This is a genomic window from Paenibacillus sp. DP01 (assembly GCF_044784315.1).
In the GTDB taxonomy this organism is placed as follows: domain Bacteria; phylum Bacillota; class Bacilli; order Paenibacillales; family Paenibacillaceae; genus Paenibacillus; species Paenibacillus polymyxa.
In genome coordinates this window covers 480,203-506,059 of sequence record NZ_CP173059.1, presented here as the reverse complement: position 1 = coordinate 506,059, position 25,857 = coordinate 480,203, and the positions used below count along the sequence as shown (strand labels likewise).

The 25,857-nt window shown below is 47.4% G+C and carries 21 protein-coding genes and 1 riboswitch; of the genes, 13 read left to right on the top strand and 8 right to left on the bottom strand.

Features of this window, described 5'->3' with window-relative positions; translation table 11 throughout:
- Positions 1 to 152 precede the first annotated feature (152 nt).
- The 5 genes from ACH59B_RS02240 (at position 153) to ACH59B_RS02220 (ending at position 4,432) form a co-directional block, all read left to right on the top strand.
- Positions 153 to 1,196, top strand: a complete 1,044-nt coding sequence (locus ACH59B_RS02240) for an ABC transporter substrate-binding protein (protein ID WP_123796678.1) — start codon at positions 153 to 155, stop codon at positions 1,194 to 1,196.
- Between the two features lie 329 nt (positions 1,197 to 1,525).
- On the top strand, positions 1,526 to 1,819 hold the full coding sequence (locus ACH59B_RS02235) for an MTH1187 family thiamine-binding protein (RefSeq protein ID WP_016818835.1): 294 nt from the start codon (positions 1,526 to 1,528) through the stop codon (positions 1,817 to 1,819).
- The gene (locus ACH59B_RS02230; protein WP_044787782.1) at positions 1,816 to 2,592 is read left to right on the top strand and encodes an ABC transporter permease; all 777 of its coding nucleotides are present in this window, start codon (positions 1,816 to 1,818) and stop codon (positions 2,590 to 2,592) included. The genes ACH59B_RS02235 and ACH59B_RS02230 overlap by 4 nt, the downstream gene beginning before the upstream one ends.
- Positions 2,593 to 2,637: 45 nt before the next feature.
- On the top strand, positions 2,638 to 3,594 hold the full coding sequence (locus ACH59B_RS02225; RefSeq protein WP_123796677.1) for an ABC transporter ATP-binding protein: 957 nt from the start codon (positions 2,638 to 2,640) through the stop codon (positions 3,592 to 3,594).
- Positions 3,587 to 4,432, top strand: a complete 846-nt coding sequence (locus ACH59B_RS02220) for a TatD family hydrolase (RefSeq protein WP_123796676.1) — start codon at positions 3,587 to 3,589, stop codon at positions 4,430 to 4,432. Before ACH59B_RS02225 ends, ACH59B_RS02220 begins: the two co-directional genes overlap by 8 nt.
- A gap of 176 nt (positions 4,433 to 4,608) precedes the next feature.
- On the opposite strand, the gene nfsA is transcribed toward ACH59B_RS02220, so the two are convergent.
- The 5 genes from nfsA to ACH59B_RS02195 all read right to left on the bottom strand — a co-directional run bounded on the left by nfsA (position 4,609) and on the right by ACH59B_RS02195 (position 10,163).
- Positions 4,609 to 5,352 carry an oxygen-insensitive NADPH nitroreductase gene (gene nfsA / locus ACH59B_RS02215; protein ID WP_013369076.1) on the bottom strand — a complete coding sequence of 248 codons (744 nt, stop codon included), beginning with the start codon at positions 5,350 to 5,352 and terminating at the stop codon, positions 4,609 to 4,611.
- Between the two features lie 287 nt (positions 5,353 to 5,639).
- Entirely contained in the window at positions 5,640 to 8,096 is a 2,457-nt protein-coding gene (locus ACH59B_RS02210; protein WP_285694078.1) for a heavy metal translocating P-type ATPase, read from the bottom strand.
- Positions 8,097 to 8,213: 117 nt separating this feature from the next.
- Complete coding sequence (locus ACH59B_RS02205; protein ID WP_017427195.1) at positions 8,214 to 8,414, bottom strand: copper ion binding protein; 201 nt, start codon at positions 8,412 to 8,414, stop codon at positions 8,214 to 8,216.
- A gap of 55 nt (positions 8,415 to 8,469) precedes the next feature.
- Positions 8,470 to 8,820: a metal-sensitive transcriptional regulator gene (locus ACH59B_RS02200; protein ID WP_017427194.1), complete on the bottom strand. Its 351-nt coding sequence runs from the start codon at positions 8,818 to 8,820 to the stop codon at positions 8,470 to 8,472.
- 113 nt (positions 8,821 to 8,933) lie between these two features.
- Positions 8,934 to 10,163, bottom strand: coding sequence for a multidrug effflux MFS transporter (locus ACH59B_RS02195; RefSeq protein WP_285694074.1), 1,230 nt, complete (start codon positions 10,161 to 10,163; stop codon positions 8,934 to 8,936).
- Between the two features lie 202 nt (positions 10,164 to 10,365).
- On the opposite strand from ACH59B_RS02195, the gene ACH59B_RS02190 reads away from it, so the two are divergent.
- The 5 genes from ACH59B_RS02190 (at position 10,366) to ACH59B_RS02170 (ending at position 17,343) form a co-directional block, all read left to right on the top strand.
- Complete coding sequence (locus tag ACH59B_RS02190) at positions 10,366 to 10,959, top strand: DUF5317 domain-containing protein (RefSeq protein WP_404303232.1); 594 nt, start codon at positions 10,366 to 10,368, stop codon at positions 10,957 to 10,959.
- Between the two features lie 283 nt (positions 10,960 to 11,242).
- Complete coding sequence (locus tag ACH59B_RS02185; protein ID WP_039268785.1) at positions 11,243 to 13,093, top strand: diguanylate cyclase; 1,851 nt, start codon at positions 11,243 to 11,245, stop codon at positions 13,091 to 13,093.
- A 254-nt stretch (positions 13,094 to 13,347) separates the two neighbouring features.
- Positions 13,348 to 15,066 (top strand): copper resistance CopC/CopD family protein, encoded by a 1,719-nt coding sequence (locus ACH59B_RS02180; RefSeq protein ID WP_404303229.1) that lies wholly within the window; start codon positions 13,348 to 13,350, stop codon positions 15,064 to 15,066.
- A 31-nt stretch (positions 15,067 to 15,097) separates the two neighbouring features.
- Positions 15,098 to 15,847, top strand: a complete 750-nt coding sequence (locus tag ACH59B_RS02175) for a YcnI family protein (RefSeq protein WP_404303227.1) — start codon at positions 15,098 to 15,100, stop codon at positions 15,845 to 15,847.
- A 248-nt stretch (positions 15,848 to 16,095) separates the two neighbouring features.
- The gene (locus ACH59B_RS02170) at positions 16,096 to 17,343 is read left to right on the top strand and encodes a stalk domain-containing protein (RefSeq protein WP_249507117.1); all 1,248 of its coding nucleotides are present in this window, start codon (positions 16,096 to 16,098) and stop codon (positions 17,341 to 17,343) included.
- A 69-nt stretch (positions 17,344 to 17,412) separates the two neighbouring features.
- Here the strand turns inward: ACH59B_RS02170 and ACH59B_RS02165 are convergent, their stop codons facing one another.
- On the bottom strand, positions 17,413 to 17,823 hold the full coding sequence (locus ACH59B_RS02165) for a helix-turn-helix domain-containing protein (RefSeq protein WP_016818850.1): 411 nt from the start codon (positions 17,821 to 17,823) through the stop codon (positions 17,413 to 17,415).
- Positions 17,824 to 18,007: 184 nt separating this feature from the next.
- Between ACH59B_RS02165 and ACH59B_RS02160 the strand changes: the two genes are divergently transcribed.
- Entirely contained in the window at positions 18,008 to 18,682 is a 675-nt protein-coding gene (locus ACH59B_RS02160) for an NAD(P)H-dependent oxidoreductase (RefSeq protein WP_016818851.1), read from the top strand.
- 99 nt (positions 18,683 to 18,781) lie between these two features.
- Here the strand turns inward: ACH59B_RS02160 and ACH59B_RS02155 are convergent, their stop codons facing one another.
- Both ACH59B_RS02155 and ACH59B_RS02150 read right to left on the bottom strand, forming a co-directional pair.
- Positions 18,782 to 19,162: a TIGR02328 family protein gene (locus tag ACH59B_RS02155; protein WP_016818852.1), complete on the bottom strand. Its 381-nt coding sequence runs from the start codon at positions 19,160 to 19,162 to the stop codon at positions 18,782 to 18,784.
- A gap of 33 nt (positions 19,163 to 19,195) precedes the next feature.
- Complete coding sequence (locus tag ACH59B_RS02150) at positions 19,196 to 20,452, bottom strand: DUF445 domain-containing protein (protein WP_151256065.1); 1,257 nt, start codon at positions 20,450 to 20,452, stop codon at positions 19,196 to 19,198.
- Positions 20,453 to 21,046: 594 nt separating this feature from the next.
- Here ACH59B_RS02150 and ACH59B_RS02145 point away from each other — a divergent pair.
- Both ACH59B_RS02145 and ACH59B_RS02140 read left to right on the top strand, forming a co-directional pair.
- Complete coding sequence (locus tag ACH59B_RS02145; protein ID WP_038978276.1) at positions 21,047 to 21,928, top strand: AraC family transcriptional regulator; 882 nt, start codon at positions 21,047 to 21,049, stop codon at positions 21,926 to 21,928.
- 50 nt (positions 21,929 to 21,978) lie between these two features.
- Positions 21,979 to 22,059, top strand: a riboswitch (cyclic di-GMP riboswitch).
- Between the two features lie 235 nt (positions 22,060 to 22,294).
- Complete coding sequence (locus ACH59B_RS02140; RefSeq protein WP_126666964.1) at positions 22,295 to 25,843, top strand: LPXTG cell wall anchor domain-containing protein; 3,549 nt, start codon at positions 22,295 to 22,297, stop codon at positions 25,841 to 25,843.
- The last annotated feature ends 14 nt before the right edge of the window (positions 25,844 to 25,857 follow it).

Genomic DNA, 25,857 nt, shown 5'->3' with positions numbered 1-25,857 from the left:
CGCAAGCGTCCCGGAATCTCGGGACGCTTTTTTTGTTGAAGATAAAGTTGTTGGAAAGATTGCTTCCGGCAGATGTGATTTTTGTGAAAATGGGGAATATAAACTGTCTGATTGGACGGATAACGGGTAATTAAAAAGGAGAGAACACAACGATGAAGCGCATGAAAATGTTAAGCCTGGGTCTGATCAGTCTGTGGCTCATGGCTATGACTCTGACCGCTTGCGGCGGCAATCCCCCTACATCTCAAAAGGAGGTTCCTGCTGCCGACACTTCAACGTCTACCTCGGCAAAGGGGCTCAAAGATGTTAAAGTCGTGCTCGACTGGACACCCAATACGAATCACACGGGACTCTATGTCGCCAAGGACAAAGGATTTTACGAAAAAGCAGGCTTGAATGTCCAAATTGTTCAACCAGGTTCAGGCGGAGCCGACCAAATGGTTGCTTCGAATGCTGCACCTTTTGGTATCAGCTATCAAGAAGGCGTCACTCAGGCTCGTATCCAAGGCGTACCGCTCGTATCCATCGCTGCGGTGATTCAGCATAACACCTCTGGCTTCGCAGCTCCGGTAGACCGCGGAATTAAAAGCCCGAAAGATTTCGAGGGTAAAAGCTACGGCGGCTGGGGTTCTCCTGTAGAAGAAGCGGTCATGAAATCCATCATGGATTCAGACCAAGGTGATGTGAGCAAAGTGAAAATCGTCAATATGGGCAATGCAGACTATTTTACAGCCGTGAAGCGGGATATTGACTTTGCCTGGATTTTCTACGCATGGACCGGGATTGAGGCCGAGCTTCGAGGCGAGCCCTTGGATATGCTGTATGTAAAAGATTATTCCAAAAGTCTCGATTACTATACACCTGTAATTGTGAGCAATGAACAGACGATAAAAAACGATCCTGACCTAGTCAAAGCGTTCATGGACGCTACTGCACAAGGCTATGAATACACTATCGCCCATCCAGAAGAAGCGGCGAATATCTTAACTAAAGCTGTGCCAGAGCTGGACAAAAAACTGGTACTTGCTAGCCAAAAATGGCTAAGCCCGCGTTATCAGGACGATGCCACGCAATGGGGTTTACAAAAAGCAGAGGTATGGCAAAACTACTCGGATTGGATGTATGAACGCAAGCTGCTCAGCAAACCTTTGGAAGTCGATAAGGCCTTCACAAACGACTTCTTGCCCAAGCGTTGATCATTTTGTTAAAACGCTAAATTACCAACTATATAAGACTGAACTAGAGAAGTGAACGAAGCGCAAATACGCGCTTTGTGTGTAAAAATGCCACACAACCTATCAAAAAACTAAAGTGCTTTTAAGGCGATTGGCAGCGTAGCGATTCATTTGAATCTGGAGAAGCGAAGCGTTCGCCTTTGCGGTGGGATTCTTACCTTTTAAATTTAATTCAAAGAATCCCGCGGCAACAGCGATCGTAAGATCAAATGAAACGCGAAGCGGTCTCCCCGCCTTAAACCAATTTATTTTCCTAATAACTTAAACAATAAAGGACAGGTGAAATTCACATGGCTAATACACTGCTCAGCATTCAAGTAATCCCTAAAACACCTAATAACGAAGACTCTTACCCCTATGTAGACAAGGCGATTGAGGTCATCCAGCGTTCCGGTGTCAAACATCAGGTGAATCCATTGGATACGACCATGGAGGGCGAGCTCGACGAGTTGCTGAAAGTGGTTAAAGAAATGCACGAGGCTTTGACGGAAGCTGGAAGTCCCAGCGTCATTTCACAGATCAAAATTGCACATAACCCACAGGGTATCAGCATGAACAAGCTGACCGAGAAGTATCGCCCATGAATCCGAAAGGCAAGAACGCATCCTGGTGGAAAAGCGTATGGCCGCCCCTTGTGGCGGTCCTCTTCTTTTTAGCGGCTTGGCAGGGAGCGGTTTCCTATTTACATATTGAATCCTGGCTGCTGCCAGCTCCATCCCTAATCGTACAAGAGGGTATGGCGCAGTCGGCGTTGCTTGGTGCCCATACATGGGCTACGATTCGCCTGACGCTTGCGGGGTTTGCTATAGGGACAGCAACGGGACTGCTGATCGCCATCGTTCTTCATACGATTCCTTTTCTCAAATCTGCTTTGTACCCGCTCCTGATCCTTAGCCAAAACATTCCGATTATCGCCCTCGGTCCGTTGCTCATGGTATGGTTCGGTTTTGGCGTGCTGCCCAAGCTTATGGTCATTACATTAGTATGCTTTTTTCCCGTGGCTGTAGCAGCCATGGACGGGCTGACACGGACAGACCGTATGATGATGAACTACATGCGGATGTCGGGTGCAAGCCGCAGGGCTATTTTTATGAAGCTGGAGCTGCCACACTCCCTGCCACAAGTCTTCTCTGGCATTAAAATCGCTGCTACCTACAGTGTGATGGGCGCGATTATTGCCGAATGGATTGGGGCCAGTGAAGGAATTGGATATTATATGTTGCTGCAAAAATCTGCCTATCGTACGGATCTCATTTTTGCCGCTATCGGGATTATTGTTACACTCAGCTTACTGATGTTTGTCGTTATTCTACTACTGGAGAAATGGTTGGTGCGCTGGAAGCCTGATCAAGAATAGCCTCCACATATTGCATTAAAGCATTAATGAAAGGACGTGGCACATATGAGTCTGCATCCGACGGACTTGACATCACCACCTGTGGCTGATGAACAGCAACAAGCCGGAGAACCGCAGGTAATGACACCTGCTCCTCCTGCTTTGGAATTGGACGGGATCAGCCTCGCCTTCCGGGAAAAGCGAAGCTCACTGCCTGTACTACAGGATGTATCCCTTACCGTTAAGCCAGGCGAATTTGTCTCCCTCATTGGTCCGTCAGGCAGTGGCAAAAGTACGCTGTTTCACATCATCGGCGGGCTGCTCAAGCCGCAGCAGGGACGTATTCGTATGCATGGACAGGACGTGACTGGTGAACGCGGTCATATTAGCTATATGCCGCAGCAGCCCGCCCTTTTCCCCTGGCGCACCACGCTGGACAACATACTACTCGGGCAGGAAAACGCACCGCGAAAGGATGATGCAGTAGCAGAGTCCCGATACGTCAGCGAACGTGAACGGCGCAAAGAAGCCTTGCAATGGCTTGAGCAGGTTGGGCTGGGCAAGTTCGCGAAGGCGTATCCGCATACGCTATCTGGTGGCATGCAGCAACGTGCGGCCTTTCTCCGCGCCCTGCTTAGCCCGCAGGAATTAATGCTGCTGGATGAGCCGTTCAGCGCACTCGATGCGCTGACACGTGCAGACATGCAGCAATGGTTATTGCGGATGTGGGAGAAGAACCGCCGCTCTGTGCTGTTCATTACCCACAGCATTGAAGAAGCGCTGTTGCTCTCCGACCGCATTTATGTGCTGTCGGCGCGACCTGCTTCAGTGATGCATGTCGTAGACGTTCCTTTTCCTCGCCCGCGTAGGGAAGAAATCACCCTCGATCCACGCTTTATGGAATGGAAGCGGACAATGACTGGCTGGATGCGTGAGGAAAAGCACAAACTGGACGGCGATATGGACACCGCTGAAAGTGTCCGTAAAAACACCTCTGCCGGCGGGGTAAACCATTATGAATGATTGGAATGTGCACCCTGCATTGAGATTGAACGTCGCAGCAACTGTTCCCTTAATCGACGCACACATTCATGTAGACAGTTACCCACCTGAACAACAGGAGCTATTGCTCGCTTCGCTTGTCGACAACCATGTAGAAGCCATCGTAGCTGTGTCCATGCATCTCGCCTCCAGTCAAGCCAACTTGCGCCTGGCTGAGCGTTGGCCCAGGCTAGTACGTCCAGCCTTCGGCTTTCATCCAGAACAGGCTCTGCCATCACAAGCCGAGCTTGACCTGTTGTTCCACTGGATGGACGAACATGTACAGCAGATGGTCGCGGTGGGTGAAGTCGGCTTGCCCTATTACAATCGGCTGGAAGCCTCACGCAACGGAGATGCTTTTTACCTCGCTCCCTACATAGTGCTACTGGAGCGTTTTATCCAGTTTGCAAGCAAGCATAGCAAGCCCATCGTGCTGCACGCCGTTTATGAAGATGCAGACATGGCCTGCGACCTGTTGGAACGTCACGGCGTTACGCAGGCGCATTTCCACTGGTTCAAGGGCTCTGCCGCCACGACCGAACGTATGGCCCGTAATGGCTATTATGTGTCCTTCACACCGGATCTCCTGTACGAAGAAGAAATCCGCAGTTTGGCAAGGCAGTATCCGTCTAATCAGGTCATGGCAGAGACAGACGGCCCATGGCCATTCGAGGGCCCTTTTACCGGACAGCAGACACATCCACGGATGACTGCCGAGGTCATTCGCGAGTATAGCAAGCTGACCGGTCAAGATGAAGCTACTGTCCGTCAATTGTTTTATGATAATACGAGCCGCTTCTACTCCCTGTCTAATTCATAAAGGCATATCAGCTATTTACTAAAAGGCTCACAACCATAACTTGTAGTCAAAGCAAAGAACCTCCTTATATACGCGAAACTTTATCATGCGTAATTAAGGAGGTTCTTGTAATTTTACATACACGTGTTGCTCAAATGCGGCTCATCCATTGCAACGTTTTTTGACGTTGCTCCACTTTATTGCTTCAAGAAACCCTTCTGTTCCAAAAATGGCTTCAACTGCAAACGCGCTGGCTCGGTCAATCTCGTCGCCATTTGCTCAGACCAAGGTGTAGAGCGTTGACCGCCCGTACGTTCCTTCAGATATTCAGCTGATGTATGGTCGTATACCTCTACAGCTTTCATCGTCTGATTTTTATCGTAACCATTCATATGCAAAACACCGGACAGTGGAAGTCGTGGACGCAAGCCCGTTTCCTGATCCGGTACACCAATGCACATACCGAACACTGGATATACCAGCTCTGGTAACCCTAACAACTCGGATACCTCTGCTATTTTAGTACGAATGCCCCCGATGTAAACGATGCCCAAGCCGAGTGATTCAGCGGCCACCGCTGCATTTTGTGCAGCTAACGCGGCATCAATGGTTGCAACCGTATAATTTTCGACGGACCCTTCGTAGGAAGGCTGGCCTGGCTGATGATGAATCGTCACCTGCTTCAAACGATACAGGTCTGCGCACCACACCAGAAATGTAGGGCATTGCTCAACATAAGCCTGCCCTCCTGCCAACTCGGCCAGTTTTGTTTTTAAGGAAGGCTCGGTAACGGCAATAACGGTATATGCCTGCACATTGCTGGACGAGGATGCCATTTGGCCAGCTGCCACAATAGCTGCGAGCTGCTCGTCGGTAATGGGGTCTGACTTGAATTTTCGCACAGACCGGTGGTTCATCAACAAGGAAATCGTATCATTCATGACGGCTTCACTCCTAATCCATAATATAAGCTCTTTATCTGCTTCAAGCTGTGAGTACACGAAAAGGTTCTTGCATACTTGCATGGCACTCCTACAAATATTATGAAACTTTCGCCAATGATAAGCAACCTGACGCGATGAAGAGGGATTGCATGAATTAAATAAATGAAATACACAACAAAAAAGCAAGTACGCACAAAGCTAAAATTGTGCGTACTTGCTCTAATTACAAAATGATCTCGCTACAAATATCCAGCAGTATGCGTCTGCCTAATACATCAAAACATTTACAGCTTCACGCGCTGGAGACGCAGCGCATTCAGCACGACCGAAACAGAGCTGAATGCCATGGCCGCTCCCGCCAACCATGGAGCAAGAAAGCCCAAAGCAGCAATCGGAATGCCGATCACGTTATAACCGAGCGCCCAGAACAGATTTTGCCGTATGTTTGTCATGGTCCGCCGGCTCATTTCGATCGCGTCCGGAATGCTATTTAGGTTACCACGCATGAGCGTAATATCGGCAGCCTCCATGGCCACATCCGTACCCGTACCCATTGCCATCCCTATATGAGCTGTAGCCAGCGCCGGCGCATCGTTAATACCGTCCCCGACCATGGCTACGATCTTGCCCTGTTCCTGAAGTCGTTTTACCTCTTCGGCCTTTCCTTCAGGCAACACTTCCGCCAGCACCCGTTCAATTCCCGCCTGGGCGGCAACGGCCCGCGCCGTCCTTTCATTGTCACCCGTAATCATGATGACTTCAATGTTCATCGCCCGCAGACGGGCAACAGCTTCTCGTGACGTTTCTTTAATTGTATCCGCGACGGCCACTAATCCGGCATAGGAACCATCCACAGCGACAAGCATCGCCGTTTTCCCTGCGCCTTCCAGTTCATTCATTTGCTGCTCGGTTGAGTCATCAATCGCGATGCCTTCCCTGCTCATTAACCGGCGTGTGCCCACCAATACCTGCTTGCCTTCCACAGAGGCCTTTACACCATAACCCGGAATGTTTTCAAAATCCGTCGGGCTCACTAGCTCAATACCTCGATCAGCAATCCCTTTTACAATAGCTTCTGCCAGCGGATGCTCCGAGCTTTTTTCTGCCGCACCGAGCAGTCGCAGCAAATCCGTTTCAGCCAGGCTGCTTGCGCCAACCATAACATCCGTTAGCTCTGGCTTGCCGTTCGTAACCGTACCTGTCTTATCCAAAATCACTGCGTTGACGGAACGGGTCATTTCCAAATGCTCGCCGCCCTTGAACAAAATACCGTACTCAGCGGCACGTCCCGATCCTGCCATAATGGACGTTGGGGTAGCCAATCCGAGCGCACAAGGACAAGCAATGACGAGAACTGCAATCATTTTCTCCAATGATCCTGCAAAATCAGACGGTGTCACAAGGAAAAACCAGACGAGAAACGTCATCACGGCAATAGCAACTACGATGGGAACAAAGATACCCGAGATTTGATCCGCAATCCGCTGAATCGGGGCCTTGGAGTTTTGCGCATCTTCCACGACCTTAATAATACGGGCCAACGCCGTATCACCACCCACACGCTCAGCCTGGATACGAAGTACTCCGTTTTTATTGAGCGTGGCTCCTGTGACTGGGGAACCCTCTCCTTTTTCAACCGGAAGACTCTCGCCACTTAACATGGATTCATCCACTGCCGAACGCCCATCCACGACTACACCATCGACGGGAATTTTCTCCCCTGGACGCACAATAAAGATATCCTTCACACGCACTTGTTCAATCGGTATATCTAGCTCTTGTCCATCACGTACCACACGTGCCGTTGTCGCCTGTAGGTTCATCAAGCTCTTGATCGCCTCAGACGAACGTCCTTTGGCTACCGCTTCGAACCATTTACCGACTAGAATAAGCGTAATGAGTACCGCGCTTGTCTCGTAATACAGCTCTGGCATGGTCATGACAGGCATTCCCGCCATTCCCTCCATGACATCAGACGGACGCAGGGTAAGGTACAAGCTGTAAAAATAAGCCGCAGACGTACCCAGTGCAACTAACACATCCATATTCGAACTGCCGTTGCGAAGCGCTTTATACGCGCCCACATAAAACTGCCATCCAATGATGAACTGAATGGGTGTTGTCAGTACAAGTTGAAACCATGGATTCAAGAACAGTTCCGGTACATAAATCCATGAGGTAAAGGAAAAATGAGCCACCATCGCCCACAATAACGGAAGCGACAGCACTGCCGATATTATCCACTTCCATTTTTTACGTTGGATATCCTTACTGCGAACATCCGCAATATTGTCCTCAGCACTCTGTGGGATCGCTCCGTAGCCCAGCTGTTCAATCTTTCTTACCAGATCACTAACCGTAGTACTCCCAGCAGAATATTCCACATGAGCTGTTTCCATCGCCAAATTAACCGTAGCACCTGTTACGCCTGGTATTCGGTTTAATCCTTTTTCAATTCGAGCTGCACAGGCTGCGCAAGTCATGCCCGTCACATTCAAATTGGCTTCTTCACTCACAGTTCCAAAACCAAGAGAAGCAATTTTATCGCGGAATTCAGGGATTTCCACCTGCTTGGGGTCATAGGATATAGACGCCTGCTCCAATGCCAAATTCACATTAGCCTGCGCCACTCCGTCTATTCGGTTTAAACCTTTTTCAATACGGCTTGCGCAGGCTGCGCAGGACATCCCCGTAATATGAAGCGTTGTATGCTTATCACCGTCGGTCGCACGGTTTTCCATGGTAGTCCTCCTTCTACATACCCCAGTGGGGTATATTGTGTTCAAAAAGAAAAAGCTCCTTACAAGGAAGCTTCTTCTTCGAACAAATCTGTTCACGCATCATACAGCATCTTAATCTTAAACAACATCATAGCCTTGGTCTTCAATGGCTGTTTTCAGCGCTTCAACACTCAGCTTGGATTCGTCATATTCTACACTTACTTGTTTCGTTTCGAGGCTGACCTTGCCGGTAGCGCCTACTTTTTCCAAAGCTCCTTCTACGGCTTTCACGCAATGATTGCAGCTCATGCCTTCTACGTTCAATGTAACTTGTGCCATTTTCGTTTCCTCCTCAAGGGTACGTCCATACCCATAATGTGTATATCTGCTACTTTTAACGGATTAGCTTCTTAACCGTAATTAGTAGCTCATCAATCACTTCTTGCTCTCCTGCCTGCATGCGCTCAATGACACAGCTTTTCATATGCCCTTCCAGCAGTAGCTTGCCGACACCATTCAGGGCCGACTGAACAGCCGCAATCTGGTTCAACACATCGTCACAGTAAGTGTCCTTCTCAATCAAGCCCTTAATCCCGCGTACCTGCCCTTCAATACGGTTTAACCGGGATACAAGGCTGTTCTTGAATTCCGCCGAATGATGACTTTTTCTAACTGTCTTCTCCCCATCTGTTCCACAATGAGTCCCGTGGACTTCAGTGTGGGAAACAGGTTGCTCCTCAGCCATACATCAGCCTCCTGTGTGGTGTAATGCACTCATGCATTTAATATAATCCCATCATAATATACCCCCGAGGGGTATGTCAACATTCCTGAAAAATGTCACCATTTTGCCTTGTTTCACACTTTTGAGCGTGCTTCCTTGGCAAGTACAACAAAGCTTAACAGCGCACCCAGCTCAGCTATAGCAATAACAACCGCCATCGGTACGGGGGTTGTTCCACTACCCAAGCCTACCAACGGTGAAGCGATGGAGCCCAGCAATAGAGGCAGCAAGCCAAGCATGGCGGACGCACTGCCTGCGGAACGCTGCTGACTCTGCATGGCCAGTGAAGTCGTCGTTGTACTCACAATACCTACGCAGGATACGACAAAAAACATCGGAATTAATACAGCTAACAATTGGCCACCGGTTAAAGCTACGGTAAGCAAGCTGATCCCGGCTACAGCCGCAATTATCAGACCTGACAAGAGCAATTGTCGTTCGCTAAATCGACCCACGAGTCTACCCGTCAACTGGGAAAACAGTACAATCCCCAAACCATTCACCGCAAAAATGATGCTATACGTCTGGGGAGAAACCCCGAAAATATCCTGAAGCACGAAAGGCGAGCCAGCGATGTACGCGAACATAGCCCCTGTAATCAGTGCCTGCGAGAGGGCATAACCCATAAAGCGCCGATCTGCAAATAGATGACCGAGTGTTCCCAGCGTCTGCTTCAAGCCACCGGATGAACGACGGTTCGTTGGCAACGTTTCTGGAAGACCCAATACAACGGCAATTAGCATGGCCACACCAACTACACACAGCACCATGAAAACACCGCGCCAGGAAACAAAATTCAAAATGACACCGCCCAGCACAGGTGCAGCAATGGGAGCCACACCATTCACCAGCATGAGCAGTGAGAAAAAGCGTGTCAATTCTTTGCCCGAGTACAGATCACGGGCCACTGCTCTGGAAATCACGATCCCCGCCGATCCCGTAAGCCCTTGAATAAAGCGAAGCGCAATGAGCACAGCGATATTTGGAGCAAACACACATAACAGCGATGCCGCGGCGTACAGAATAAGCGAAATCACCAGCGGTCCTCTGCGACCCCTCACATCGCTAAGCGGACCAGCAACGATCTGACCAACGGCCAGTCCCAACAGACAGGCTGTCAAACTAAGCTGCGCTAGCGAAGTAGTCGTATGCAAATTGTCGGCTAATGTAGGCAGTGACGGCAAATACATATCTATGGACAATGGTCCGAAGGCACTTAATGCACCCAGAACAAAGGCAATCCATAATATTCGTGATTTGGTCATATCTGCGGCAACCATTACCGTATTGGATAACCGATTCATGATAATAATCATCCTTTTCACTAAAATATAAATAATGACTTCAATATATTATGATATCATTCATTTCGTCTGGCTTCGAATAATTACACGCTAATCCGCGATTTTTTTTCAAAATTGCTATAAATCAGGCAGGAATTTACCAATTTCAGGTCGAATTACACGGTAACCAAAACAAAAAAATTGTAGAATCTGGAGAATGATAATGGTCTATGATGGAGTGCTGCTGGGTCTCATTGTAGGCCTGTTTAGAGGAGGCTGGCGGCAAGGTCTGATCCGTTTCAGTCATATTCGCCTTATAGCCGGTTGGATGTTCCCCCTGCTGCTGGTGGTTCAATTCATTATTTTTTATGCTCAGGAAAAGTGGGCTTGGCTGGCAGCCATTAATGGGTATCTATTTATGGGAGTCTACGTGGTCGGATTGGTATTTCTCTGGTTGAACAGACATCATAAGGGATTCAAGCTTATTTTAATCGGCGTGTTGATGAATTTTATCGTTATGGCAGTGAATGGCGGCAGGATGCCGGTCTCGCTGAGCGCTTCTGAAGTACTGGGTCCCTATTATACTGATATGCTTAAATCCGGCAGTGTCATCTCGAAACATTACATGATGGAAGCGAGCACACGTTTATCATTGCTTGGTGACATCATTCCCCTTTCCAAGCCCTATCCCCGCACGCAGGTGATTAGTATTGGAGATGTCGTCATGAACTTCGGGATGTTCCTGTTTATCCAAAATGTGATGGTCGTAAAAAGAAATAAGGATAATCAACAAGAAACCAACCCCCACCATGCCTAGTTCAGAGCTTATTCCAAGGAAGGGAGGGAACCGTATGAAAAACTTGAAATACTCCCGTGTGATTATCAATGCTATTATCGTTGCTTCTGTCGTAATCGCTTTGACTTCCGGTTACAAAATTGGAGGCTAGTCACCGATAAAGAAAAAAAGGAAGCACAGGCTCAACAAAACAGGCTGGATTCCGGCCTGTTTTTTCATGTGAAATTTTCGATTACAAAATTGTAAATTATCCCATTCACCCCTGGTAGCTTTGACATCAAGATACGACAAGGCAGGAGAAAAAATGATGAGTATATTAAAAAAGCTGCAAGAACGGGTTACCACGACGGGAATATACGTATTTTTCATGTGTATGGTAGGCCTGATCGTTCTCTTGTATACGAACCATTGGTCCTTTTTGCACTATTCGACGACAGAGTGGGTCACGATCTATTCCCTGTTGGGAGCAGTTCTGATTCTGGAGCATTTTACATTCCAGTTGCCACCAGCCAGTAACAAGCAGTCCATGGATTCCTCCGTGTACCTCGCTTGTATTTTTGTGCATGGCACTGAAATTGCCATTTTGATTTTGCTGTTCAATGTGATCATTGCTGCGTTTCGGCATACAGAACTGTCCTGGTGGAAACATGCCGTCAATTTTTCCATTTACGCACTTTCCATTTTCCTGTCGTCAACCGTGTTCGAACTAAGCGGCGGAACGCAGGGAGCCTTGAACGAGGACCATTTTGCTTCCTACCTGCTCGCATTGATCTGCTACTTTACGGTAAACACAATCACCTTGGGCATCTACTTCTATATCGCATATAAAGGGTCGTTCAATGAGCTCAAACAGGCTTTTTTGGCAGAATCCCTGCTTGTATACTTATGTACACTCATCCTGTCTTTGGTCTTGACCACGCTGATTTATTACAACGGCATTTTAGGACTTTTGCTGTTCTTGGGGCTAAGCATGCTCTTATCCCACGCGTTCAAGCAAATGTTCACGATGTATCGTGAGATTGAAGAAAAAGCCAACACGGATCGCAGAACAGGGCTGTACAATCACAGCTACTTTGAAAATACACTTGAAGCTGAACTAAATACATCCAGATCGCAGAATACTCCCCTAAGTCTGGCGCTGATTGATATTGATGATTTCAAAAAATACAATGATCACTTCGGTCATCTCAAGGGCGATCAGCTACTGGGGTTTCTCGGTGAGTTTCTCAAAAAGGAAACGTTCGGTACTCATATTACCGTATCCCGCTATGGTGGAGAAGAATTCACTTTGCTTATGCCCGATCATACTGCTGAACAAGCTTATGAAAAGGTCAATGCTATCCGAAAAAAACTGAATGATTCCCGTTACGAGGGAGTTGAAATTTTCCCACACGGGTGTCTGTCCTTCTCCGCAGGCATTGCACAAAGCCGCATTGACATCTACGACAAATCACAGCTGGTCGATCTAGCGGATAAAGCACTGTACTATGCCAAGAAACAGGGCAAAAATATCGTTCATACACACGGCAGTCTAAATGAAGTGGAACGCGAGGTCGATCTCGGACAGGATATTCGTGATCTGGAGCAGCAGCTTAATCTATTCTTGTACAAGGATATTAACACCTTCAAGCATTCCAAACGGGTATTCAGATATGCAGCGGACATGAGCGATGTGCTTCAGCTCGGTCCGAAGGATAAGCGACGTTTTTTACTGGGAGCCCTCATTCACGACATTGGCAAACTGGAAATACCCTGGAATATTCTTAATAAAAAAGAGAAGCTGTCTAGCGAGGAATGGCGGATGGTACAAGCTCATGTCATGTGGGGCAAACGTATTGTCGAAGCCAATGAACGATTCATAGATTTAGTTCCTTTTGTGGAGCTGCATCATGAACGTTATGACGGGGGAGGCTATCCGTTTGGCTTTAAGGGCGAGCAAATCCCAAGGCTGTGTCGGATGCTGACGATCATCGACTCTTTTGACGCGATGACAACAGAACGTCCCTATCAACCGACCAAAACATTCGAGGAGGCCATCGAAGAATTGCGTACTTGTTCGGGGAGCCAATTCGATCCCGATCTAACGGCTATTTTTATTCAATATATTCAACATAAGCAACCTGCTTTCACGCAGTCTATAGAAGCAGGCATCTAATGTCTCATACACTATTCCACTTTATCCCTACTGTGAAAGAAATCCAGGCGATTTCTTTCACAGTAGGGACTTTTCATAAGAGCGGCATTTTGCATCATACTCATTATTTCAAATTTCATATAAATGTCATAATTCGCTCCATCTATTCACGCTATATGCACTATGATTAAGATAGGAATTGGTTTGTCCGTATAAAATGCTACAAATGAGGATATCCTCGCTTCAAGTAATCGAGAGAAGGTGACTTCACAGGCATGTTGTACCTGTCCAGACCAGCCCGTGTGGCTTGTCTTTTATTGCTGTGTCTCCCTCTTCTGTTCCTGTTTCCTCACTCATCGTGGGCTCATGCATTTGTCGTTGAATCCAGCCCGACCGAAAATCAGGTTTTGGACAAGTCCCCTTCTCAGGTGACTATCACTTTCAACGAAGATTTGCAGTCTGCCTTCATGTCCATCAAAGTGACTGATGAAACAGGCAAGCGGGTCGACACAGGAAAAGCACAGCTCAATCCAGAGCACCAATCCACCATGGAGATCCAATTGATTCCAGGGGTGAAGAATGGAATTTACACCATCACTTGGAGAGCTTTGTCCGCAGATGGACACCCAGTCAATGGAGTGATTCCATTTCAAGTAGGTAGCGGTTCCAATGCGTATACCGATCAAGCTACCCCTTCTGAAAGCTCTGGGACATCACGAATCGACTTAATTGCTGTCCGTTGGCTCCTTTACATAGGGTTATCGCTGCTGTTTGGAGCGATTTGTTTCCGACTGTTCCTCTTACCGAGCATAAACCGAGCCAAGAATCGCAGTGAACAGCAGACGCTTAGTCATCGACCCTCTGACACATTACCCCGTTGGACTAAGCTGCTCTGGAGCGGCTACGGCATAACGTCTGCTGTCATTTTAATTAGCCTACCGCTTCAGGCGTCTTGGGATGCCGGAGTTTCCATCGGGGAGGGCTTCTCACTCCCTATTCTGGGAGAAGCTCTTCAATTTACGGGAGCAGGGCAAATCTGGTTTATCCAGATGATTCTCGTGCTGCTTCTAAGCGTAACGCTAATTTATGCGATCGATCCCAGCATTTCTGATCGCCAGCGCCGTGTTTGGGGCTACAGCTCCGTTTTACTCACGCTGAGCCTCATACTGTCCAAGGCCTTTGTCGGGCATCCGGCAGCAGCCACCCACCCGGCTCCAGCCATTGTGGCAGATTTCGTCCATCTTGCAGCGTCAGCTTTTTGGATCGGATCACTTGCCGTCATGGTGGTGTGCCTGCCTGTTGCCGGATTGGAGCTCCCTGTATCCGTGCAGGCAACTCTGCGACAAACGGTCCTGCGCCGCTTCGCTGGCTGGGGCATGGCTATGGTGGCGGCGCTACTCGCCACTGGTATCTATGGAGCGGTGCTGTACATTCCAGCTCCCTCCATGCTGCTGAACACATCCTATGGACTCGTTCTGCTTGGTAAAGCAGCGCTACTGCTAGTGATGCTGGTCTTCGCAGCCAGCCAGTTTCGCAGCGCTCGGCAAGCGGCGGCGAGCAAGCGAGCCGCCGGAGGATTGCGTACCGAGCTGTCCGTCGGTCTGCTCGTGATGCTACTGGCAGCGGTGCTCACTCACCTGTCACCTGACCAGGAACCTGCTGTACCGTTTGAGGAGACTCGCACTACTGGCGAATACAGCGTTACACTGGCAGTCAGCCCTAATGCTGTGGGCAGCAATGAATTTAAGGTATCCGTTCAGGATAGCAAGGGGGCTGCCGTTTCAGGAATCCAGCAGGTCACATTAACGCTTATCCCAGCTAATCCTGACCAAGATCAACAGGAATTTGTCTTGCCCGTGAAGCAGCAACAGCCTTTCCGCAGTCAGGAATTGATAACCTCCGAAGGAACATGGGCGGTAAAAGTACATGCTCTGACAGCATCACTCGATGCGGTTGATGCTGAATTCACTCTGCAAGTAGACGGTAAAAAATAATTATTTTATTCTTAAAAGGAGCGAAATAAATATGAATACAACGATTCAAACAGCAAAATTCAGGTTTTCCAGGTTAGCAACTTCCATGGGTTTAATTGCGGCTGGTGCCTTGCTTTTTGCAGGTATGGCCAGTGCGCATGTGACGGTCAAGCCTTCCGTTTCACAACCTAATGCGTGGGAAACGTACACGTTGAAAGTGCCTGTGGAAAAAAACATTCCAACCACTAAAGTCGCCTTAAAAATTCCTAAAGAGGTCGTTTTCAAACAATACGAGCCTGTACCGGAATGGAAGGTAGCCACCGAAAAAGACAGCTCCGGCAAAATAACTACCGTCACCTGGACGTCCGAAAAAGACGGAATCCAAGCGGGTCAGTACCAACGGTTCAGCTTTGTAGCACAAAATGCAGATCAGAATACTGCAGCAGCCTGGGACGCCTTCCAATATTACAGTGACGGAAGTATTGTGGAATGGACAGGCGATGAAGGAAGTAACAATCCTCATTCCATTACTACAATCACGGCGGATGCCACACCGGAAACTCCTGCTCCTGCCGCAGACAGCGGACATGATTCGGCAGGCACCGCAGAGGGTCATGCAAGCACAGATACGGCTAAAGATAGCAGCAGCACCGCACCTACCTCGGACAATGCTGCTGAGGCTGCCCCTGCTGCTTCTGCTCCAGCAAGCTCTGCTACACAAACCACAGCACTTGTCCTCTCGATCATTGCAGTCGTTCTTGGTGCCGTAGCTGTCGGCATTGCACTCAAACGCCGCAAATAATCTGGGTTACAATAAAATATAAAACTGTTTTAAAAAGAAAAAGCTGACACCGTTTTAAAAGGTGTCAGCTTTTTTTATATGAAAAATAACGATGTTCTTCTTATACTATTCAGCTTAAATACATACTCAGATTTATCTCATCCTATCATTTCACATTCACCTATCTATCATTTTTTTGGTAAAATGGTAGAAACCTCACGATTCTAACATGATAGCATTGCAATCTATTGAGCATAGGAGATCATAGGATGAAAATCGTAAATAAGGCTCTATTATCTAGCGTTATCCTTCTGAGTACCGCAGCGGGCATCTATAGCCCCATGGCACAAGCGGAGGCGAGTAAGATCAGCATCATGCTGGACGGATATCCATTGCCGTTCCCTGTACAGCCTGCCATGATGAACGGCACGACGATGGTTCCCTTTCGCGCTATTTCTGAGGCTCTGGGCATTACAGTGAAATGGGATCAAGCCAGCCAAAGCATCACCGCTACCAAAACGCAAGGCAGTGCAACCAAGCAGGTAGTTCTCAAAATGGGGAGCCGCAATGCCACAGTAGATGGACAAACGGTTCAACTAACAGCAGCACCGCAAACCGTACGCGGCAGCACGATGATTCCGCTGGGCTTTTTCGGGCAACAGTTTGGAGCCACAGTGAACTGGAATCAGGGAACACGGACGGTCTCTATTACATCGCCACGTGAAGCTATGTATACTGTAGGCTTCTATGCGCTGTCTTCCTTTGACCAAAAATCCAAAATACCGAATTTTAATGCCGTTGCCTTCGGCTGGAGCCGAATTGATACAAACGGACAGTTCACGACGACCGGCAAAGAATATAAATGGCCTCAAGCTGCTGGAGCTGTAACGCCTGAGTCTATTCTACAGGAGGCAGATAGCCAGGGGACTTCCCCTTACCTGATGGTTTATTCTGTCGACGGTAATCATGAGCTAACCAAAGTTTTGGAAAATGCGCAGCTTCAAGAACAGACCATTTCCCAAATCGTCAGCACTGCCACCGATAAGCAGTTCAAGGGCATTACGTTAGATCTTGAAGGGTTAGGCTGGAGCGGTGATAAGGCCAAAGCTCGTTCTGATTACAACGCTTTTATTAAAAAGTTATCGGCCAAAGCGCATCAAGCGGGACTCAAGCTCACCGTCGTTCTGCATCCGCTGAATAGCTCTTACACTGGTTATGATTACAAGACGCTGGGTAATCTGGCGGACGATCTGATCATCATGGCCTATGATTACGGACAAAAATCTACGCCTGAGCCATTGGATAAAGTGGACGAAGCCATAAAACTGGCGTTGAAGGAAACCTCGCGGGATAAGCTCATTTTGGGAATTTCAATGGGTAGCGAAAAAGACAGCACCGTTAACGCCAAGATCGGTTTAGCCAAACGTTATGACCTCAAAGGAATCGCTATCTGGCGTCTGGGCATCATCGGAGAAACAGCCTGGGCACAGATGAACGAAGCCATCGAGTTTAAATAATATTATATTTTATAAAGATATCCCGTCCTTATTCCGCCCGCTAATGATTCTCATGCGTCTGCTATGAAATCATCGGTGGGCTTTTTTCATGTCTATTTTAGCAAAATGCTTGCCTGACTTGGAAGTTGTCGCCACAGGCTCGCAACCCTGTTCTCCGTAGAAGACACCCCAGTCTCTCATAAAATCCAGCAACGGTCTTAACGTATCTCCCAACGGGGTAAGCGAGTACTCCACACGCGGTGGGTTCTCGTTATAAATTTCACGGTGCACAATGCCATCACGCTCCAATTCGCGCAACTGCAAGGTTAGCATCCGCTGTGTAATATTAGGGAGGGTCCGTCGAATTTCATTATAGCGCCGTGGTCCTGTGGTCAAATGATACAAGATGACCCCCTTCCATTTGCCGCCTATAATCCCAACAGTTGTCGCGACAGGACACCCAAAATTAACGCTAACTGTATGTTCCATCTCCTGTGCCATGTATTCCCCTTCTTTCTACAGGTTGTAGACTAATAGCCCCAGACCTACAAGGTACAAATATGTGCGTACTTGTTCCCGCAATAAACTTTCTATATGATGACTATATATTCGATATCAACTCTCATTATAGTAGCAGAAAACCAATGGAGCACCAACTAAACCCAAATCTAAAGGAGTACATTTCATGTCCAATACATCAGCTAAAAAACAGGAAATTCTGGATGCCTTTCTATTCAGACATGCCACGAAAGAATTCGACCCTAATCGCATCATACCGGAGGAGGATTTTCAATTCATTCTCGAAACTGGACGACTTTCCCCAAGCTCCGTAGGATTTGAACCTTGGCAGTTTGTAGTCGTACAAAACCAGGCATTGAGAGAAAAACTGGCTGCGGTTTCCAGTGGTGGTCAAAAGCAGATCCCAGCGGCCAGCCATGTCGTTTTGATTTTGGCACGTAAGGATGTCCGTTATGATTCACCTTACGTGGAGTACATGTATAAAGAGGTGAAGGGTATGTCTGACGAAGACTTTGCCTCCCTACCAGGCCGCTATAAGATTTTCCAAGGTGAAAACCAACGCCTGCTGGAAAACGAACGCACGTTATTCGACTGGGCCTCCAAGCAAACTTATATTGCCTTAGGTAATATGATGACAGCGGCAGCTCAGATCGGCATTGATTCCTGCCCGATTGAAGGCTTTAACTATGATCAGGTGCATGCCATTTTGGAGGAAGAAGGCCTGCTGGAGGACGGGCTGCTGGATATTTCAGTCATCGCTGCCTTCGGTTATCGTGCTCATGAACCCAAGCGGGAAAAATCCAGACAACCACTGGAGAAAGTTACACGTTGGGTCCTGTAACCTGCGACTCATACCCTTCCAAACCTAGGACATTAAAGCATCTAAAAAGCGGGCTTGCGGCGCTTCATCTGAATGATGAACACACCGTAGCCCGCTTTTTTAGATCACTTCAATCTCTATTAAAATTCCTTTGGAAGCCAGGTTATCCAGGCACTCCTTCATATATTCGTCATCATGCTCCACATATGCGTCCGCGCCTGCCAGTTCCTCGCCTAGCTCCGCTTCCCAAGGTTCACACTGCTTACCACGATACAATGGCTGTTCCCATAGTGGATCAACATTGTATCCTCTGCTTTTCATTTCGTCCATAATGAGCTTATGATAGCGTACCAGCAGCATGGGGTGATAGTCGAACACATAATTCACTGTGGCGTGTGGCTTTCCCCACCCGTTCCCCCGCAGGGCACAACACTCACGATGTTGTCCCAACAGTTGGGGACGAGGCAGCTTGCCAATCAATTGTTCATGCCAAAGCCTCATGCTTCCACAACCTTATCTGTAGCTTTTTCTGTATTATTGGATTAGCATACGGATACCTGTCAGTACAATACCGATCAGGAAGCCTGTTACTGCGCCGTTAATACGTATCCACTGCAAATCCTGTCCCAGTTTGTCCTCCATCAGTGCAATCAGGGATTTGTTATCCATTTTGTCTACATTTTCGCGCACCAGGTTACCAATCCGGCTATGATTGGCTTCCACGAGACTAGTAATTCCTTCCACGATTCGTGCATTAATTTTGTCCAGCAATTCGGTATTCCCTCTTAAATCAGCCAGCATCCGATCCAGTAACGGTAAAATGTAGGTCGGCACATAGTCTTCGTCTTCCATATAGTTCAATAAGCGGGTACGAAGCTCTTCCATTTTACCGAGCACGGACGCTTCGCCTTCCCAAGCTTCAATCAGGCTATCCTTCCAGCCGTTCAGCCCTTCCTGAACCGTCTCCTTCGTTGCCAATCGGGTCACCTGTGTTCTCAGACCGTCGATCACTGCCAGACGGCGCGGATGCTCTTCCCTTTGCAGCTCTGCTACCTGATCCAGCAGGAAATGACGAATCATTTCACCCATGCGCTCTTCGTTCAGATAGCCGAGGAAGGCGTTCAAGGCAAATTGCATCAGCCCGCTCACCTGCAAACCACTGACAGCCTGCATCCCTAAGGTGCCAAGTGTATAGCCTGTTTCCGGTCGCAAAAGCCAGGATTCCGCCTGCTCCAGCGTGTAATCCAGTGCGCGAATATCATAGCCCTTCTCACTGGATTGGCGGGCAAGCGCCTCCAGTAGTGGTCCGGCATCGATGTCCGTCACCTGTCGCTTGATCTCAGCCACGATAATCGGAGCCAATTCCGCGAGCGGGAGTGACTGGACGAGTCGCTTGGCGAGCACATCTATCGACGCTGCCGCTTCTGGTGTACGCAATCCTTTTTCCACACCGCCCAGCATCAGCTCCGCCAAACGAATGTCCGCGATTTTAGAAGCAATGCTGTCTTTGTTCAGCAAGTTATTTTCCACCGTATTCACCAATGCATTCGTGAGCTTGTCCCTATTTTTAGGGAGAAGCGCCGTATGTGGTATCGGGATGCCTAGCGGATGACGGAACAATGCTGTGACAGCGAACCAGTCCGCCAGTCCCCCTACAAGTCCTGCCTCAAAGGCTCCGGCTAACAAACGAGCCCAGCCATATTGCTGGAAGGGCACGGTGGCTGCAAAGCCTGCCCCTAGAATAACGAGCGACCAAGCCGCTGCGGTTTTCGTATTTTTGGGTTTTTCCATCCTGTAATCCTCCAAACTGACTATCGATAAGTTAAGCAACTATACATATATTACCCATCATATCATTGCCTGTGTAATTTCCAAAGTTGAGAGCACTTATAATTCAACACATAAGGACATTTTTTGCGTAATTTTTTATGCATATATCTCTCTTTTTTACATTCATGTTCGTGAACCAAATCACAACACTGGGTCCAAAATCTCATTTTCAATAATAAGCCTTACGAACCATTTTATCAGAACCAAGTCCTAAATTTCGTAAACCGAAAGGAGAAGTGAATGGAAAAGTTGAATGGGCATGTAAGATATTTTTTTCAACACTATCCTATATTTGACCCCGGAAAGGATTTGAATCCATGATGACCACAGAATTCTTTCAACAATATTCGACCTTTTATACGGATAACCAGGTTGAATATCCATAAGAAGCGAGGCTTCTATAAAGCTCACACACAAATTTTGATATATAGACATATTTAATGTGATAAAATAAACTTTTATTAAATAGTAAATCATGTTTAATCAGCCATTATATATTGGTACATCAAACCAAGATAAGCTAGATAAAATTGCTTTTTTGTAAAGGAATTGAATATGACAACAGACCAAAAAAACATCGAGGGCCTCTGGAACGGCGAACCTGTCGTAATTGTGCGCACTCCCTCCGCTTTTGCCAAGCAATCCCTTTTATATATTCAGGAATTAGGCTATTTCCAAAAAACCTCTGATTTTACAATAGAAAGGAAAGAACTCACCTCCTTTTTGCTTGTTTTTACGCTGTCTGGTAAGGGAGAATTACTGTACCGGGACAAGAAATATATTTTAAAGCCTCATGATTTGTTTTTTATTAATTGCGATGAATATTTACAATATAGCACCTCCGGTGATGAAGCCTGGGAGTTTATCAGCTTATACCTGTACGGCAACCTGATCGAACATTTTTACGAACAATTTGCCAAGCATAATAAACCGGTAATATCCCTGCACAATCCATATGTTATATTGGACAAGCTGCATGCTCTAATCTGCGGGCAGTCTGATCGAAGCCTTTCCGGCGAGCTGCTGACGTCCAGACTCATTGGTGAAATACTGACGTATATTTTGCAGCATCCTTATGATCATCGGTATGTAAATGCTGGAACGCTCAGCGAAGTACGTCAGGTGCAGCAGTATTTGGACCAGTCCTACTGTGAGCGAATTACGCTGGACTCGCTGGCAGACATGTTCAACCTAAACAAATTTAATCTTGCTAAAAATTTCAAAAAACAGATTGGATTTTCTCCAATTGATTATCTCATTAATGTCCGGATCACAGCCGCTCAGGGATGGCTTAAAACCAGTGACATATCCATTGTGGATATCGCAAGGTACGTTGGGATTCCCAATACGAGCCATTTTATCAACCTATTCAAGGAACATGTAGGGGAAACACCTCATTCCTTCCGTAAAAAATGGGGAAACCGCTCCAAATTGTAAATAGGAGGTCTCCTGTACTCCGTTTGATAGACGATAGACGCACAAGCTATTCAAGCTAATGGCAAAGCTGTCGAAAGACAGTGACGCAAAACTATAGGGCCTTCCTACTCGGATGGCAGCCAGTTACCAGGTGAACGAGCTTTTTATTATGCCTTTTTACATAGCTCCATCACAAAATTGCTATACCTCTCTCGAAGAAAAAACCTTGATCACTATGATCAAGGTTTTTTTCTGTTGGGGTAGTCATGTCAACCTAGCATGCTGAATATACTAATTTCGAACTAGGAGGAGGGAAGGAAAACAATATAACACAACATAACCGCCGAAGCTTGCCATATTACGATGAATAGGAGAATCACTTGGAGCATGGGAACCAAAATAAATGTCATGATTATTGCCTTATTGCTCATTGTCCAAAGCTTTTTCAGCACCACACTGGCTTACGCAGATCCTCCTGCCCCTGAACTGCCGCACAGTGCTGTATCCGATCCTACAACCGTTACGGATGCTGTATATGCGGTCCCAAACCCTGAACCCCCTAAGGAGGTTCCGCCAAACACTGTCCCTTCCGTGCAAGGAGCAGCTCATTCAAAGTCTCAAAAGGAAGCAGCTCCCCAGAGTATACTAACGAAGTTGATTCTAACGGACGAAGCCGGACGTGTCATTGATGCGGTATATAATCCAGGTAGTACGTTCGACATTGGATCAGCCATCCAACTTGGCTATGAATGGGAGCTTCCTGATGATGCTTATAAAGCAGGGGATACCTTCACCTTTCACTTACCAGAACAGTTTGTCATCTACACTGATATCTCATCTCCGCTAGTGACTACAGACGGGACCGTGGGGTTCTTTACAGTAGATCGTCAGGGTAAGGTCATCATGACCTTTAACCAATATGTAGAGAACCATTCCCATGTCAGCGGCAAACTGCAAATTAAAACCGAATTCACAAAAGAAACGGTGAAAGGCAGCACAGAAGTCATCATTGCGATTCCAATTAAGGGCGGGGTTCAAACGGTCATCGTAAATGTGAAACCCCAGTCAGGGCCAACTTTAAGCAAGCAAGGAAAAATAAATGGCACCCACCAGATCGACTGGGCCATTGATGTGAACAAACAGCTAAACACCGTTAAACACGCCCTCATTACCGATCCAACTCCTTCAGGACTGGAACTCGTGAGAGGCTCTATCCGACTCTATCATCTGCAAGTCAATATCGATGGCACGACCGTTGTCAAAGACCTAGTGAATGCGAGTAAATACGCCATTGAATCGGATCAAGCCGGGACCGGATTTGCAATTCGTTTTCAAGATGCTAGCATTAGCACTGCCTATCAGATCCAATACTCCACCCGCATTACTGGCAACGAAACTCGCTTTTCCAACACAGCGACGCTTTCAGGGGATGCGATAGATAACGTTGCTGCCACCGCTACGGTTCAGGTGGAGCGTGGTGAATTTTTGTCCAAAAAAGTTGAAAAGTATGATCATGCCACACAAACACTCTCGTGGGCCATAAGATATAACTTTGGCGAGACAAAAATCCCCGAAGCCAAAGCCCTTTTAATTGATCATTTCAACAAAACTCAAAAATTGCTGCCCGGTTCTTTGAAAGTATTTAAGGGAAATACACTGGAGGAGCTTCCATCGTGGGCGTACACCGTCATCCCGGTTGACTATCCCGACCGTAACGGCTTCAAACTTCAATTCAACTTCGACGTAGATTCAGCCTATACCATCCGATATCAGACCCAGGCTAGAGGCCGCGTCTATGAAGATGAAAAAATTACAAACATCATCACCACAGATGGAACCCAGAAGATCATATCGACGGAAATCACAAGCGGAGTTATGACTAAAATGTATGACACGCCCAATTACAACACGAAAGTCATACCTTGGGTGATCACCATTAATACAGACTCATACACCATGAAAAATATTGTCATTAAGGATGTGTTCCCTAATGGGGGCCTCGCCTTGTTGCCCGACACCCTGAAAATTCAAAGTGTTGACGGTACAACGGAACTACTCGCGCCCATGGATTATGAGCTAGTTCCACGATCAGCGGACTATAAAGAAGGGTTTACACTTATTTTTCATAAAACGATTCAGAAAGCTTATACGATCAAATATTCAACTCTCTACAACAATGATTGGAAAACAGATACGACGAAGCCCGAATTTCGCAACAAATCCTTTATAGATTATCAGTATGAAAATGGTGAAACATCGTCGCATGAGGTGGAATGCCCGATCTGGCCGGACTTTATGACACAACGGAACGGGGCCAAGCAAGGAAGCTATGATGCGAGCTCCAAACTCATTACCTGGGATATTAAAGCCAACTATAATCGCAAGATCCTGAATCATGCGGAAGTGAGAGATGTCTTATTGCAAGGTCAGAGGTTACTGCCTGGCTCCGTAAAAGTATACGATATGACCTTGCTGGGATGGTGGGATGGCGTACAAAAAGGGGCTGAAATCCCGGCAGATCAATATACAATTATTCCTCCCACTAAACAAAATAGTAATGAATTGCGTATCCAGTTCAAGAAGCCGATACAGACTCCGTACTGGATTACCTTTCAAACTTCATTGGAAGGAGAATTGATTGAAAAGGAAATTCATAATCGCGCTCTTCTACTGGATGGACAAAAAACCGTCTCCGATTGGGCAGCCCAAGTTACGGTACCTCATGGCGGGGAATATGTGTCTAAGGCCGGCGCACAAAATGGAAATAAGATCGACTGGAGCATTCGTATCAATGAAGGACAATCACATGTGTCCAACGCTAAAATAGTCGATCAGCCTAGCAACAACCAAATCTTAATTGAAGATTCCTTTCATTTATACTCTGCAATCATGGCTGCCAATGGAAATACCACCAAGGGCACCGAATTAATCAAAAACCGAGATTACTGGCTTCACATCAAGACAGACACTCAGGGCCAGCAAACTTTTGAGCTTACTTTTGCCAAGGATATTTCCACTGCTTTTATTCTTGAATATCAATCGTTCATTCATGCTGAGGATAAAGCTAAGGTGAGCAACAAGGTTGCTTTTGCAGGAGATCGTTTGACGACAGAACTGCGGGAAACCAGTCAGGAAATCATCGTACGAACGTCTTCCGGCTCCGGTTCTGGTGGGGGCGTAACCGAAACCCTTGAGCTGACCAAGGTAGATCAGGATGCTCCCAACAGGGTACTGCCTGGCGCCCGGTTTGCGCTCTATGATAAGGGACAAAAAAGAGCACCGCTTATACAAACGACCAATGCGGAAGGCAAAATCATCTTTTCCTCCTTGCTTCATGACGATTACATTTTGGAAGAATTGGCAGCACCGGAGGGGTATGAAATAACAGAGGGTAAACTTGAGATCAGAATAGACGCACCACTCCAACAAAGCTCTGGCATAAAGAAGGTTGTGATCACCAATCGTAAAGAAAAGAAAAACGAACCCGAAACACCTGTAGACCCAGGCACACCTACCCACCCAGAGCCGTCTCCCCCAGCGGGAGGCTCCGGAAAAAAACATGATAAAGATCCCGAGGTGCCCGTGACACCATCTATAACCGTTCCTCCGTCACTGCCAAGGCCTTCGGAGGACATTGTCCCTCCACGGGAGGAACCCGCACCCACACCGCCGCCAGCAGCCCGGGAGGAACCCAAAGCACTGCCTGAACCACCAGCCGTCATGCCTCATCAAGATCCGTCTCCTCCAGTGGAGCCGAACGACGAGCCCAAACCTAAAATCCGTCTCCATGATCCGGAGAAAGAGCCGGAGGAGCCACCTGCAGTGCATCAGTTGCCCCAAACAGGTGAAAGTAGCCCTGTTCCGTTTTATTTGGCAGGCATTGCCATGATTATAAGCGGCGTATTTTTGAAATTTAGACGGACAAACCAAAAATAAATGCAATCTACCTG